The sequence below is a fragment of the Mucilaginibacter sp. genome (assembly GCF_039935595.1).
In the GTDB taxonomy this organism is placed as follows: domain Bacteria; phylum Bacteroidota; class Bacteroidia; order Sphingobacteriales; family Sphingobacteriaceae; genus Mucilaginibacter.
The window spans coordinates 1-13,896 of the sequence record NZ_JBDTJZ010000062.1 but is presented as its reverse complement, the minus strand read 5'-3'; the positions used below and the strand labels follow the sequence as shown (position 1 = coordinate 13,896).

Sequence of the window (13,896 nt, the reverse complement as noted above, 5' to 3'; positions counted from 1 at the left end):
GATCTGGGTGTTGATTTTAGGCCGGTTGATACCGTTGTACAGGTGGGTAGCCCTAAAGGTGTTGCGCGCTTTATGCAGCGCGCGGGCCGCAGCGGGCATCATCCCGGCGCAGTATCAAAAGCTTATTTTGTGCCCACGCACTCGATGGAATTATTGGAGGGTGCCGCCCTGAAAGAGGCCATTAAACGCGGCATATTTGAAAGCCGCGATCCTATGCTGCTTACTATGGATGTGCTTATACAATTTATGGTTACGCTGGCCGTATCTGAGGGTTTTAGGGCCGATGAATTGTTTAAAGAAGTAAAAAGCACCTACGCCTTTGCCGATTTAACGCGTAAAGAATTTAATGAACTGCTTGATTTTATTACCAATGGTGGTAAAACCCTTGCGCAATATGATGAGTTTTTGAAGGTTGAGGTTGAAAATGGCCTGTTTAAAGTAAACAGCCACAGGGTGGCCATGCGTCATAGGTTAAGTATTGGCACTATTACCAGCGACTTGAGCATACGGGTTAAATGGCTAAGCGGGGGCAGTCTGGGCACTATCGAGGAATCGTTTATTGCCCGCTTAAAACCGGGCAATACCTTTTGGTTTGCCGGCCGCAGCCTTGAGTTTATCAGGATGAAGGACATGACAGCCTTTGTAAAAAAATCAAATGCTACAAAAGGCATTATACCCAGCTGGATGGGTGGGCGCATGCCCTTATCATCGCAACTATCAGCTATGTACAGGGAAAAGCTTGACGAGGTGGCAAATGGCATCGCAAAGGATGAAGAAGTAATTGCTTTAAAACCATTGTTTGCCTTACAGCAGCAATTATCGCACCTGCCCAAGCGTAATGAATTTTTAATAGAGTCGTTCAAGTCCCGCGAGGGTCACCACTTGTTATTTTATCCTTTTGAGGGCAGGCTGGTACATGAAGGAATGGCGTCGTTACTTGCTTACCGTATATCGCGGATAAGGCCGTTGAGTTTTTCGATAGCGATGAATGATTATGGCTTTGAATTATTAACGGATGAGGACATACCTATTGAGCAAATTTTGGAAGATGCCGCCTTTTTTTCGATAGATAACCTACTGGAAGATATACAGCATAGCTTAAATGCCAACGAAATGGCCAAGCGCCGCTTTAGAGATATTGCACATATTGGCGGCTTATTGTTTACCGGCTATCCCGGTCAGCCGGTTAAAAACCGGCATTTACAGGCCTCATCATCATTACTATTTGATGTTTTTAATGAATATGAGCCGGATAATTTACTGGTAAGGCAAGCCTATAACGAAGCGCTGGCTTTTCAGTTAGAAGAGTTTAGGTTACGAGCCGCATTGCAGCGTATTGAAAAGCAAAGCATCGTATTAAAAACCATTGAACGCCCCACGCCATTTGCCTTCCCGATAATGGTTGATAGCCTGGGGCGCGAAAAGTTAACTACCGAAACCTTGGAAGAACGCATAGCAAAAATGGCCCGGCGTTACGGAGCAGAAGGGGTTGGCGCGGCTGATAGTAAAAAACCGCTCAAAGTTGGCATCACCCGTAAAAAAGGATTTTAAAGTACGGTGTTATTAGTGCGGCAATTTATTTTTAACCACTCCATATAAATAAGTACCCAGCAACGCACCCAAAATAACAATAGACATGGTTAAGTAGCCGTAACCAAAGTTAACAAACATTGGCCCCGGGCACGAGCCAGCTAACGCCCATCCCAATCCAAATATAATACCGCCAATAATATATTTAGGCCAGCGTTTATCCTTATTATGAAATAGTATCAAGTGGCCCTGGCTATCTTTTAGGTGGAATTTTTTAATCAAATAAACGGCTATTATACCCAATACTACGGCAGTCCCCATAACGCCATACATGTGAAAGGATTGAAAACGGAACATTTCTTGTATACGATACCATGAGGCTGCTTCTGATTTAACCATAATGATACCGAATACAATACCGGCTATAATAAATTTCAATCCTTTCATTTAGCTAAATATTAGGGGGAATAAAATATGTGTCATGAACAGGCCACCTATAAAAAACCCAATTACCGCCCATAATGAGGGTAACTGTAAATTAGAAAGGCCGCTTATGGCATGGCCCGAAGTACAACCATTAGCATAGCGTGAGCCAAAACCTATCATAAGGCCCGCACCAAGTAGTACGGCGAACCCTTTGGCGCTTAATGCGTAATGCCAGTTATAAATAGCTGTAGGATTTAAGCCTCCGTCAAACGATATTCCCAACGCTTGCAAATCGGCAATGGTTGCCTTGGATAGTTGTAATGGCTGGTCGCTTTTTAAAAAGGTAGCCGATATAAATCCACCCATAATTGAGCCAATAAGGAATAATAAGTTCCACCGCTGCTTTTTCCAGTCAAAGTCAAAAAAACTGGTGGTTTTACCTGCGCCTGCTATGGTGCACATAGTACGTAAGTTTGACGAAAAACCAAATGTTTTACCAAAAAAAAGTAGCAAAACCATAATAAAAGCTATTGCAGCTCCCGATGCATACCAGCTCCATGGCTGTTTTATTAATTCGATCATAAATAATAATGGTGTAGTAAAAGTAGAAAATAACATTTACTATAAACACATTATTACAAAAGTGTGCTTGGGCATACATACGGGCTAACATTAAACTTACCGCTATCCTTTATAGCCGTAAAACCTCCCGTTACGTTTACCAGGTTATTGTAACCGCGTGCCCGCATAATTGAATTAAATATCATAGAGCGGTACCCCCCGGCACAATGCACATAAGCTGTTTTATTTTTGTTGATGTGGCCCATACTATCATTAATAAAGTCAAGGGGTATATTCTCGGCCCCAATTACATGCTCCGAAGCATATTCGCTCGCCTTTCTTACATCAATTATAACCCCTTCCTTCCCTGCCTTAGCTAATTCTGCGGCCGATACGGATATAATATGGTCAACATCCTTACCTGCTGCCTTCCATGCTTTAATGCCGCCTTTTAAATAGCCAAGTGCATGGTCATACCCTACCCTTGCCAATCTTGTTACCACTTCTTCTTCAGTCCCTTCATCAGCTATTATTAGCAGGGGTTGTTTAATATCAGTAATAAGAGCACCTACCCAGGGGGCAAAACTACCATCTAAACCAATATTGATAGCGTTCGGAATAAACTCTTGCCCAAAAACATCGGGGTTACGGGTATCCAACACAACCGCGCCGGTTTCGTTAGCAACCGTCTCAAACATTTCGGGCGATAGTGCTCTGGTGCCCTGGCTCAACACCTCGTCTATGCTGTCATACCCTTCTTTATTCATTTTCACGTTCAAAGGGAAATAGGCAGGTGGCGGCATAAGGCCGTTGGTTACTTCTTTAATAAACTCATCCCGTGTCATGTTTGCCCGCAGGGCGTAATTGTATTTTTTTTGATTGCCCAGTGTATCGGTTGTTTCTTTGCTCATGTTTTTACCGCAGGCCGAGCCTGCGCCATGTGCCGGATAAATAATTATATCGTCATTGAGCGGCATTACCTTATTACGTAACGAATCAAACAGCATACCTGCCAACTCTTCCTGGGTCAGGTGCGCGGCCTTTTGTGCCAGGTCCGGGCGGCCCACATCACCTATAAACAAGGTATCGCCAGAGAATAAGGCCTTTTGGTTGCCATTTTCGTCCATCAATAAATAACAGGCCGATTCCATGGTATGGCCGGGGGTATGCAGTACCCTGATAGTTATCTTGCCTAATTTAAACTCCTCATTATCTTTAGCTACATAAGCGGTAAAGCCGGGTTGCGCGGTAGGGCCATAAATAATGGGGGCTCCTGTTTGCTTTGAAAGATCCAAATGGCCCGACACAAAATCAGCATGGAAATGCGTTTCAAAAACGTATTTGATATTGGCCCCTGCAGCCTTTGCTTTTGCAATATAAGGTTCAACCTCGCGTAGCGGATCAATTATAGCCACTTCATTTTCAGATTGGATATAGTAAGCTCCCTGAGCTAAGCATCCGGTATAAATTTGTTCAATGACCATGTCTGTTATTTTAATATGATTTAAATGTCTGTTATATAAAGCTGTTAAACGATAACTAAAGTGAGGTAAACAAAAGCTCTTTTACAATAATGTATGTTCCCATAATTAGCACAAACCAGCCAAATCCTTTTTTTAGTTTTGAGCCATTTACTTTTTTACTAATAGCACCACCTATAAAAATCCCTGCTGTAGCAATTACAGTAATTTTAATAAGAAATAGCCAATTGATAGAAAAATGGCCAATATCGCCTACAAAGCCAATCAGCGAATTAAGGGCAATTATCAACAATGATGTGCCTACCGCTTCCTTCATAGGCAGCCCTACTAATATAACTAAAGTGGGAATAAGTAAAAAACCGCCGCCGGCTCCCAGCAGCCCGGTAGCCATCCCTATAGCAATACCATATAAAAGCAATTTTAATAAATTCAGCTTCTTATCGCTTATAGTATCAGGTTCCAGGTTTTTACCATTTCGTATCATGGCTATTGCTGCAACTATCATGAGCACGGCGAATAGCACCATAGTTAATATGTTATGTGTTATACTAAAATTGCCAATGGTAAAAAGTTTATCAGGAATAACCGGTATAAGAAATTTGCGGGTAACAAAAACCGTTGTAACAGATGAAAGGCCAAACAATAACGCTGTTTTTACGCTTACCAACCCTTTGCGGTAATTGTTTACGGTACCAATTAAACTGGTTGAGCCAACAATAAATAACGAGTAAGAGGTAGCTAAAACCGGGTTTACACCGAACATATAAACCAATACCGGCACTGTAAGTACAGAACCACCCCCACCTATAAGGCCCAATGAGACGCCAATAAGTGCCGATGCGATATACGCTAATATTTCCATTCCTATTTTATTTATACAAAAATGGAAACTTAGTTGCTTAATAAATGTGACTTATGTTACTTATGATTATAATCATTAAATGGTATTGTGGTGAAATTACTGCGCTGTATTGTTTCATTTAAACAGTTATATTCATACTATAACCAAAAGTGTAAAGTAACCTTTTAAATCTCGGCGGGAGGCATATACATCAATCGCTTTTTAAAGTAAACGTCCCAGCTATGCTGTTGTACTTTATCTAACGAATTTCGTGTATCGATATCATAGTTGTCTGTAAGCTGCTTATACTTTGCGTCAATTCTATCAAAAATAGCAGACGCCTGCGCCTGGTAGTTGGCAGTGAACCTGGTTCTGTTAACCGTCCGCAGCAGTTCTTGCTGTTCCATATAAGCAATGGTATAATGGCCCTGCTCATGTTTTAAAATATCAGCCAGTATAGAGCTGTTTAAAACATGACGCTTATCTATCCATGATTTGTCGCGGTTAAATATTAATTGAATATCAAATGACAAGTTATAATTGTTCCGGCTGTCATTAGTAACGTGGTAATGAAAATCAATAGAACAATCTGTATAAGCTATCATGCCCTGCAAATTGCCCGGCTTGCCCATAAATTCATCAGCCGATAATTTATGATAAGTAGATGGCTGGGCCAATGCGCCACAAACGCACCAAGCCCATAAGCCGATGATAACCATCGACCTAACAAATTTTATTTGCATGTATAATGAGTAAACTTTTACTTTTTGACTTTGTCAAGCTGTAAAAGGTTTAAGCTCATCATTTCCTTCATGGTTTTTTGCATCGATTCTGGCGATCCGTCAAGGAATATGACGTTGCCATTTGAATTTTCTGAAAAGTGTTTAATGGATTCTGTCCACATGGTAAACAAAATAACCGAGGTATCCATATTGGCCTGCTGCATTTCTTTAGCAGCCACACTCATACCCTTGGCCACCTCCTCGCGGAATAAAGCCACACCCTGTCCCCGCAGTTGCGAAGCCTGGCGCTCGGCCTCGGCTGATATTTTAATAGCATTACCTTCGGCCTCGGCGGCTTTGGTTTTGGTAATCAATAAAGCCTGCCCTTCATTTTCGGCAGCGGCTTTCAGGTTATTTGAGGCCACAACCTGGCTCATTGATTTCATGATCACATCATCAAACGTAATATCATTAAGTTGCAGATCCTGCAGGTGGTAACCCCAGGTTTCCAGTATCTGGTCCAACTGCTCCTTTACATGCTCTACAATGTCGCGGCGCAGTATTAATACCTCCGACTGCCTTTTAGTAGCCACAAACGCACGTATGGAACCCTCTACGGTGCGTATAAGTGCCTGCATCAGGTTACGCTCGTCAACAAATTTAAAGGCTACATTTTTTATGGTCTCTTCCTGCTGGTCCAAAACCGAATAAAGCAGCATGGCCTTAAAGTATACATTGGCCTGGTCAAAAGTAACTGCCTGAAACTCCAGCTCGACCGACCGGTTCTGGATAGATATTTTTGAATAGATATTTTCAATAAGCGGCAGCTTAAAGTTTAAGCCCGGCGTTAGTATGCGGCGGTACTTGCCAAATACGGTTACAACTGCTATAGTGCCCTGTTTTACAGTCACAAATGACGAAAACAGAATGATCAAAATAATGAAGACAATAAATAAAGTGACGATTTGTGCTGTCATGATTAGGTTTTTTTAATAAATAAAGATATAGTTATTTCTTGGTGTGTTATTTGTTTTTATAAAAAATATAAAACTAAAAACTCAACACATGAACGTTAAAAGAATTTTTGGAACTATACTAACCGTATTGGGGATTATAGGTTTAATTTATACCGGCGTAGAGATAATACAACGCGACGGCGACTTTACAACTTTAACCGTTGTAGCAATAATTGGCCTTATATTCTTTCTTACCGGTATAAGCCTGGTACGCAATACTAAAGATGAAGCCGACCCTGATAGCAAATAAGTTCATAAAAAAAGTCCTTTCTAACCGAAAGGACTTTTTTTATATGTCTTTTTTTCTTAATTTTTATCAGATGTAAAGCCCAATTCGGTTTTAAACGCTTCAAGTACGCGGCCGCCTTTATAAAAATAACGGCTGTAGTAGGCGTCGTCCAGGCTACTTATAGCAACACCTTTTGACGAGGCATGTGCAAAACGGTCATTACCCAGGTAAATACCAATATGCGAAATGCTGCGGCTATGTATTTTAAAGAAAACCAAATCACCTTCTTTTAATTCATCTTTACTAACCGGGCTAACCATGCTAAAAATATCGCGCGAGTTGCGTTTAATATCCAAATTAAATACCTGGCTGTACAGTTGTTTGGTAAAGCCCGAGCAATCAATTCCTTTTTTTGAACCGCCACCAAAACGATAAGGAGTACCTATCCAGTCATAAACAAAACTAAAAAGCTTCATATTTGAGGTTGCTGATAACGCAACACCCATAATTTGTGAAAGGTAATCTTTAGCTAAACTCTCTTGTTCGTCTGATGCCTTGTCAGCTGGCTGACTTGGAACGGTTTTTGTTTGTGCCTGAGTGGCTAAAACGCTGAAAAATAAGGCTATCGCCAGTACAACTTTCTTCATTAAATCCCTGTTTCGTTCTTGTTTAACGGACAAACTGTCCATTATGTTACACATTTTCGATAAGGCTGCCCACAAAACTATCCAAATTATTCAATTAACCAAACAATTGTTTGTATTTTTTATTAAAATAAATCTTACAACAAATTCGTTGCAGTTTCGATATTTTGCAGGATATAATTAGATTTGCGCATAAATGAAATTGACTGAGTATAAAAATGAGTTCAATCGAAATAAATAAGAACACTTACCTGAAGTGGTATGAAGATATGCTTTTGATGCGCAAGTTCGAGGAGAAAGCTGGTCAATTATACGGACAACAAAAAATACGCGGCTTTTGCCACCTTTATATAGGGCAGGAAGCAGTATTGGCCGGGGCCATGTCTGTGCTTAAACAGGAGGATAGCATGATAACCGCTTACCGCGATCACGCTCATGCGTTGGCTAAAGGTGTAAGCTGCAACGCTATTATGGCCGAGCTTTATGGCAAAGCAACGGGATGCTCAAAAGGCAAAGGCGGATCAATGCACATGTTTAGCAAAGAGAAGCATTTTTATGGCGGCCACGGTATAGTGGGCGGCCAGATACCTATAGGTGCAGGCGCTGCATTTGCTGAAAAATTTAAAGGTACCGAATTTGTAAATGTTACCTACATGGGCGATGGCGCCGTGCGTCAGGGCACTTTGAGCGAAACTTTCAATATGGCCGCTTTATGGAAACTGCCGGTAATTTTTGTTTGCGAAAACAACGGTTATGCAATGGGCACATCAGTAGCGCGCAGTACTATACAAACTGATATTTATAAATTGGGGTTGCCTTATGGCATACCTTCATCGGCTGTTGATGGTATGGACCCCGTTGCCGTACATAACGCTATGGACGAGGCTGTACAACGTGCACGTAAGGGCGAAGGACCAACGTTCTTAGAAATGCGTACCTATCGGTATAAAGGCCACTCTATGTCTGACCCTCAAAAATACCGTACCAAAGAGGAGCTGGAAAGCTATAAAGCTAAAGACCCCATTGAAACGATTAAAGCAGCCATCCAAAAAGAAGGTTACGCCGACGAAAAATGGTTTGAAGAGATTGAAGCAAAAATAAAGGCAGAGGTTGAGGAATCGGTGAAATTTGCTGAAGAATCGCCATGGCCCGAAGCATCAGAGCTTTATACTGATGTATATGTACAAAAGGATTATCCTTTTATTAAAGACTAACCGTAATTAAAATACATTTCATCCTATAAATATGGCCGAAGTAGTTAAAATGCCTAAAATGAGCGATACCATGACCGAAGGGGTATTGGCTAAATGGCATAAAAAAGTTGGTGACAAAGTAAAATCGGGCGATGTATTGGCCGAAGTAGAGACAGATAAAGCCACAATGGATTTTGAATCGTACCAGGATGGCACTTTATTATATATCGGGATAGAAGAAGGTACAGCGGTACCTGTTGATGCTGTTATTGCTGTTATAGGTAAAGAGGGCGAGGATTATAAAGCAGCGTTAGCGAGCGAAGCCCCCCAACCCCCTAAAGGGGGAGCTTCTGACTCATCTTCTGAACCCTCTAAAGAAAATCAACCTGCTCCTGCTCCCCCTTCAGGGGGCGGGGGGGGCAATATCCCGGCAACAGTAATACGTATGCCTGCCCTTAGCGATACCATGACCGAGGGTGTTATTAATAAATGGAACTTTAAAGTTGGTGATAAAGTAAAATCTGATGATTCTTTAGCTGATGTAGAAACCGATAAGGCTACTATGGAAGTTGTGGGTTATGAAGAAGGCACCTTATTATATATTGGCCCTAAAGAGGGCGAAGCTGCCCCTGTAAATGGCATTATAGCTATTGTAGGTAAAGAGGGTACTGATATTACACCATTATTAAATGATGCGCCTGCTACCCCATCTACCGAAGCTGCGCCTATGGCTACTGCTGATAAAGCACCTGCCGCTGTTGCAGCACCGGCCGAAAAACCTGCCGTTGCGGATGACAGCCGTGTAAAAGCGTCGCCATTGGCGCGTAAAATAGCTAAAGATAAAGGCATTGACCTCAATGATGTGAAAGGCAGTGCCGAAGGCGGCCGTATCATCAAAAAAGATATTGAAGACTACAAACCGGGTGCTGCAAAACCAGCCGCCGCTGCTGCAGAGGGTACTGCTCCGGCTGCTAAGCCGGATGTGGTATTACCAACGTTTACAGGTGAAGAGCGGTTTACCGAAAAACCGGTTAGCCAAATGCGCAAGGCCATAAGCCGCCGTTTAGGCGAAAGCTTATTTACCGCCCCGCATTTTTATGTTACCATGTCAATTGATATGGACCAGGCTATTGCGGCGCGTAACAAGATAAATGAAGTTGCCCCGGTTAAAATCTCATTTAACGATTTTGTATTAAAAGCATGTGCCGTAGCATTACGTCAGCACCCGTCTATTAATTCGTCATACCAGGGAGATAAAATACGCTTTAACGAGCATATACATATTGGTGTAGCTGTAGCTATTGAAGATGGTTTGTTAGTACCTGTTATTAAATTTGCTGATAATAAATCTTTCTCGCATCTCTCAACCGAGGTTAAAGAATTTGCGCAAAAAGCCAAAGCTAAAAAACTACAACCTAACGAAATGGAAGGCTCAACCTTCACCATATCAAACTTAGGTATGTTTGGGGTTGATGAGTTTACAGCTATTATAAATACACCTAACGCCTGTATTTTGGCCGTTAGCGGTATACAAGCGGTGCCTGTGGTTAAAAACGGCGCGGTTGTACCGGGCAACGTTATGAAGGTTACTCTAAGTGCCGACCACCGCGTAGTTGATGGCGCCGGCGCAGCGGCATTCCTGCAAACCTTAAAATCATTATTAGAAGAGCCGGTGAGGCTTTTGATATAATAGAGTCAAGATTTAAGAATCAGGATTCAAGACATAGAGCGGTGAGTTTATACTCATCGCTTTTTTTATGCCCGATTTGCCAGTTTCGTAAAAATCAGGCAATTAATCTCCGGATTTTTATAAAAACCGCAAAACGCGCAGATTATGGCACTTTTTGATTGATTTCGCCATCCTTTTTCACCTGTCAGAGAGTGCTAATGTCACAGGTTTGTTGCGATTTTTTCAATAAACATATCTATTTGGTAATATTTTGCCAATCCAATCAATTATCTCTTATTTATAGCATAAAAATTACGATATCGATAAAATTATTTGTGCAATAAATTACATTTGTTATTCCCGGTTGTTATTTAAAGCGGGGTTTAACAAATGAGATCAACAGTAACTAACATTAACAAAGTAACCACATCACTTGCCACCATGGCTTGTGCCGTGGTATTGTTAAGTGCTGTATCTTTAAAAGCTGTTGCGCAAGAGCGCTATGCCATGTTAACAAAAACTACCGTTACAACAGTTGTTGCTACTGATGCTGATGTTGATAGCAGTTTATTAGCCTCAAAAACTAAACCTGCCACAAAAGCACCTGCATTTGATATTATGGGCGGATCATCTCCTTTGGATGAAATTTTGGTGGTAGATTATTCAGCCAAGAAAAAAATAGGTGCAAAAACCGATATCTCATTAAACAGCGAAGAAGTGCATCCCAAAAGCGGATGGAACTCGTTTGAAAGATATGTAAGCCTTTCGGCAATTTCTGCTGATGGCAAAACCGGTAATGTACAGGTATCATTTATGGTTGCCCAAAACGGTAGCGTTAGTGATGTTAAAATAAAAAACGGCTTAAGTGATATTGCCGATCAAAAGGCTATTGAATTAGTAAAAAATGGCCCAACCTGGGTTAACAAATCTACCGATGGCGCTAAACAAGTTACAGTTACTGTAACCTTCCGCCCACAAAATGCCGGTCCGGTATTCTTCTAAAATTTCTTAAACTGATCAGCAAACGAAAATACCTTTTTTAACAAGGGTGTTGAACGTGCGTTTAAATTTTGCCGGATATTTAATTCTTCGATAGCAATCTCAATAAATAAACCGTCAATAGTTTTTTGGGCAACATAATCATTAATATCCGGGTTGATTTTTTTTACAAACGGAACTTTGTTATATACATTTGCCGCATCGCCATAATATTTAGTAGCGCCCACTTTATCTAAACTATTTTGCACAATAGGCCTAAATGTTTCCGCAAGGGCTTGTGTAGTAGTACGCTTAAAATATTGGGTTGCAGCATCCTGGCTACCCAGTAAAATATTACTTACATCCTGTAGCGTCATTTGCTTAATTGCGGTAATAAATATAGGCTTTGCCTGCTTAGCGGCATCCTCGGCAGCGCGGTTTAATGACAGTATAACATCATCACATAACTTGTTTAAACCCAGTTTTCGTAAAGTATTTTCTGCTTTTTGTGCTTGCGGAGGAAATAAGATCTTAACAGCCGCATTACCAAAAAAACCGTTCACCGCCGATAGCTGATCGGTACTTTTACCGGTACCAACTTCAAGAGCTTGTTTAAGTGCATTACCAATCTCTAATGGCGATGGCAAAGTTTTTACCTGCGCAACAGCATTAAAGCCCGGTAACGCTATAAATAAAAATAATAACGGGATAAGTAAGAGCGATTTTTTCATACCGCCAAATTACTTAAAACAGGTGGAAATTAATATCCAATACCGGTAAGATGCAACAACGCAAATACAATACCTGCAACCAGGGCCGATATAGGTATGGTAATTATCCATGCCCAAATCAGGTTAATGGTTACCCCCCAACGTACTGCTGATACACGCTTGGTTAAACCAACACCGATTATTGAACCTGTTATGGTATGGGTTGTTGAAACAGGGATACCAAAATGCTCGGTAAGGCCCAAGGTTATAGCAGCAGCAGTTTCGGCACTAACACCCTCAAGAGGTGTTATTTTTGTGATTTTGCTGCCCATAGTTTTAACAATTTTCCATCCGCCAGACATGGTGCCTAATGCAATAGCCGAATAACAAGCCAGGGGTATCCATTCGGGCATAGGCGAATCGCTGCCAATAATTTTTGATGACACCATTGAAAGGAATAAAATACCCATTACTTTTTGCGCATCGTTAGTTCCATGCGCAAAGCTTAATAAACCGGATGATATTAATTGCATTGCCTTAAACCAACGCTCGGCAACGGCAGGTCGGGCATTTTTGCATATATGCAAAATTATAATGGTTATTACATAGCCTACCAGCAACCCAATAAAGGGGGCGGCAACAATGTAAATAATAATAGGAATGATATAATGCGCATTAACCGCCGCAAAGGCACTTGTGCCCATATATAGGGCATTGGTCATGCCGGCACCGGCAAACCCGCCTATAAGTGTGTGTGATGAGCTTGAGGGTATGCCAAACCACCAGGTAGTTAAATTCCAGGTTATGGCTGCTATTAAACCTGCCAGTATAACGTGTATGTTAACAAACTCTGCGAAAACAATTTTGGATACGAAATTAGCCACCTTATGGTCCTTCACCACAAAATAGGCCAGGAAGTTAAATGCAGCCGCCCATAATACGGCCTGAAAGGGTGTTAATACTTTGGTAGAAACTATGGTAGCAATAGAGTTTGCAGCATCATGAAATCCGTTAGTATAATCAAACGCCAGGGCTAATATAACTACAGCAACTAAAAGAGTGGTAACCATTTATTGATAAGGGTAATTAAGCGTTTTTAACCAGGATAGACTCCATAACATCCGCAGCGTCTTCGCACATATCGGTAGCTGTTTCTAACGCTGCATATATCTCTTTATATTTTATTAGCCTGATAGCATCTTTTTCGTATAAAAACAAATCAGCCACGGCGCGGTCAAAAACATAATCAGCCTGGTTCTCTACGCTATTTATACGGATACACGAATCGGCAATGGCACGTACATTTTTAAGATCTTTTAGTTCTTTTATCGCTTTTTCAAGGTCAATACTGGCTTGTAATACCAATTCAGATAGTTTACGGATATGCTCGTTATAATCATCAATACGGTAAAGGTTCATGCGGTTGGCTGCACCTTGTATATAGTCAGCCACATCGTCAATAGCACTTACCAACGAGTGGATGTCTTCGCGGTCAAAAGGGGTGATAAAATTTTTGCTTAGTTCCAGATAAACCTGGTGGGTTATTTCATCGCCTTTATTTTCAAGCTTATCAATTTGCTTAAATAACTCTTCGCGTGTAGCGGAATTGTTTGAGTTTACCACCTCAACCAATACTGTTGCCATTACAACAACGTTATTAGATGCCTGCTCAAATAAAGGGAAAAATACCTTTTTATCCTTAGGTACAAAGTATTGAAATATACTGTTTAATGACATATGATGTATGGCTAATGTTACAAAGGTAACACTACAATGTTAAATTAATGTTAACTTTTTATCCCGTAATATTAGGAAACGGTAAAACTGGCTTAGCTTTTTGCAGTGTAAAACCAAAAGTTGAGCCTAATCCCTCGGTGCTGCGCACATTAATAGTTT

At 41.1% G+C, this 13,896-nt stretch carries 15 protein-coding genes; 5 read left to right on the top strand and 10 right to left on the bottom strand.

The features are described 5' to 3' along the window. The coding region (locus tag ABI367_RS03580) for a DEAD/DEAH box helicase family protein (RefSeq protein ID WP_462227908.1) at nt 1–1,551 on the top strand (1,551 nt) is incomplete at its 5' end. Between the two features lie 12 nt (nt 1,552–1,563). Here ABI367_RS03580 and ABI367_RS03575 read toward each other — a convergent pair. The 6 genes from ABI367_RS03575 to ABI367_RS03550 form a co-directional block, all read right to left on the bottom strand. Next, the gene (locus tag ABI367_RS03575) at nt 1,564–1,977 is read right to left on the bottom strand and encodes a DUF6691 family protein (RefSeq protein ID WP_462227907.1); all 414 of its coding nucleotides are present in this window, start codon (nt 1,975–1,977) and stop codon (nt 1,564–1,566) included. Then, nucleotides 1,978–2,538, bottom strand: coding sequence for a YeeE/YedE family protein (locus ABI367_RS03570; protein WP_462227906.1), 561 nt, complete (start codon nt 2,536–2,538; stop codon nt 1,978–1,980). It lies immediately after the preceding gene. 53 nt (nt 2,539–2,591) lie between these two features. Next, a complete protein-coding gene (locus ABI367_RS03565) occupies nt 2,592–4,001 on the bottom strand; it encodes an MBL fold metallo-hydrolase (RefSeq protein WP_462227905.1) in 1,410 nt (469 codons plus the stop codon). Between the two features lie 55 nt (nt 4,002–4,056). Then, nucleotides 4,057–4,860 carry a sulfite exporter TauE/SafE family protein gene (locus ABI367_RS03560; RefSeq protein ID WP_462227904.1) on the bottom strand — a complete coding sequence of 268 codons (804 nt, stop codon included), beginning with the start codon at nt 4,858–4,860 and terminating at the stop codon, nt 4,057–4,059. 164 nt (nt 4,861–5,024) lie between these two features. Further along, on the bottom strand, nt 5,025–5,582 hold the full coding sequence (locus tag ABI367_RS03555) for a DUF922 domain-containing protein (protein ID WP_462227903.1): 558 nt from the start codon (nt 5,580–5,582) through the stop codon (nt 5,025–5,027). A gap of 17 nt (nt 5,583–5,599) precedes the next feature. Beyond that, complete coding sequence (locus ABI367_RS03550) at nt 5,600–6,538, bottom strand: SPFH domain-containing protein (RefSeq protein ID WP_462227902.1); 939 nt, start codon at nt 6,536–6,538, stop codon at nt 5,600–5,602. 88 nt (nt 6,539–6,626) lie between these two features. Here ABI367_RS03550 and ABI367_RS03545 point away from each other — a divergent pair, with 88 nt between their 5' ends. Beyond that, nucleotides 6,627–6,827: a hypothetical protein gene (locus ABI367_RS03545; RefSeq protein WP_462227901.1), complete on the top strand. Its 201-nt coding sequence runs from the start codon at nt 6,627–6,629 to the stop codon at nt 6,825–6,827. A gap of 56 nt (nt 6,828–6,883) precedes the next feature. On the opposite strand, the gene ABI367_RS03540 is transcribed toward ABI367_RS03545, so the two are convergent. Beyond that, entirely contained in the window at nt 6,884–7,453 is a 570-nt protein-coding gene (locus ABI367_RS03540; RefSeq protein ID WP_462227900.1) for a C40 family peptidase, read from the bottom strand. Nucleotides 7,454–7,668: 215 nt separating this feature from the next. On the opposite strand from ABI367_RS03540, the gene pdhA reads away from it, so the two are divergent. From pdhA to ABI367_RS03525, 3 genes are all read left to right on the top strand, one after another. Next, complete coding sequence (pdhA, locus tag ABI367_RS03535; protein WP_462227899.1) at nt 7,669–8,664, top strand: pyruvate dehydrogenase (acetyl-transferring) E1 component subunit alpha; 996 nt, start codon at nt 7,669–7,671, stop codon at nt 8,662–8,664. Between the two features lie 31 nt (nt 8,665–8,695). Beyond that, nucleotides 8,696–10,333: a dihydrolipoamide acetyltransferase family protein gene (locus ABI367_RS03530; protein ID WP_462227898.1), complete on the top strand. Its 1,638-nt coding sequence runs from the start codon at nt 8,696–8,698 to the stop codon at nt 10,331–10,333. 369 nt (nt 10,334–10,702) lie between these two features. Continuing rightward, entirely contained in the window at nt 10,703–11,314 is a 612-nt protein-coding gene (locus tag ABI367_RS03525) for an energy transducer TonB family protein (RefSeq protein ID WP_462227897.1), read from the top strand. Here ABI367_RS03525 and ABI367_RS03520 read toward each other — a convergent pair. The 3 genes from ABI367_RS03520 to ABI367_RS03510 are packed head-to-tail and all read right to left on the bottom strand — an operon-like array spanning nt 11,311 to nt 13,737. Beyond that, the gene (locus ABI367_RS03520; RefSeq protein WP_462227896.1) at nt 11,311–12,021 is read right to left on the bottom strand and encodes a DUF4197 domain-containing protein; all 711 of its coding nucleotides are present in this window, start codon (nt 12,019–12,021) and stop codon (nt 11,311–11,313) included. The genes ABI367_RS03525 and ABI367_RS03520 overlap by 4 nt on opposite strands. 29 nt (nt 12,022–12,050) lie before the next feature. Next, nucleotides 12,051–13,070, bottom strand: coding sequence for an anion permease (locus ABI367_RS03515; protein ID WP_462227895.1), 1,020 nt, complete (start codon nt 13,068–13,070; stop codon nt 12,051–12,053). 16 nt (nt 13,071–13,086) lie between these two features. Then, nucleotides 13,087–13,737: a DUF47 domain-containing protein gene (locus ABI367_RS03510; RefSeq protein WP_462227894.1), complete on the bottom strand. Its 651-nt coding sequence runs from the start codon at nt 13,735–13,737 to the stop codon at nt 13,087–13,089. Nucleotides 13,738–13,896 lie beyond the last annotated feature (159 nt).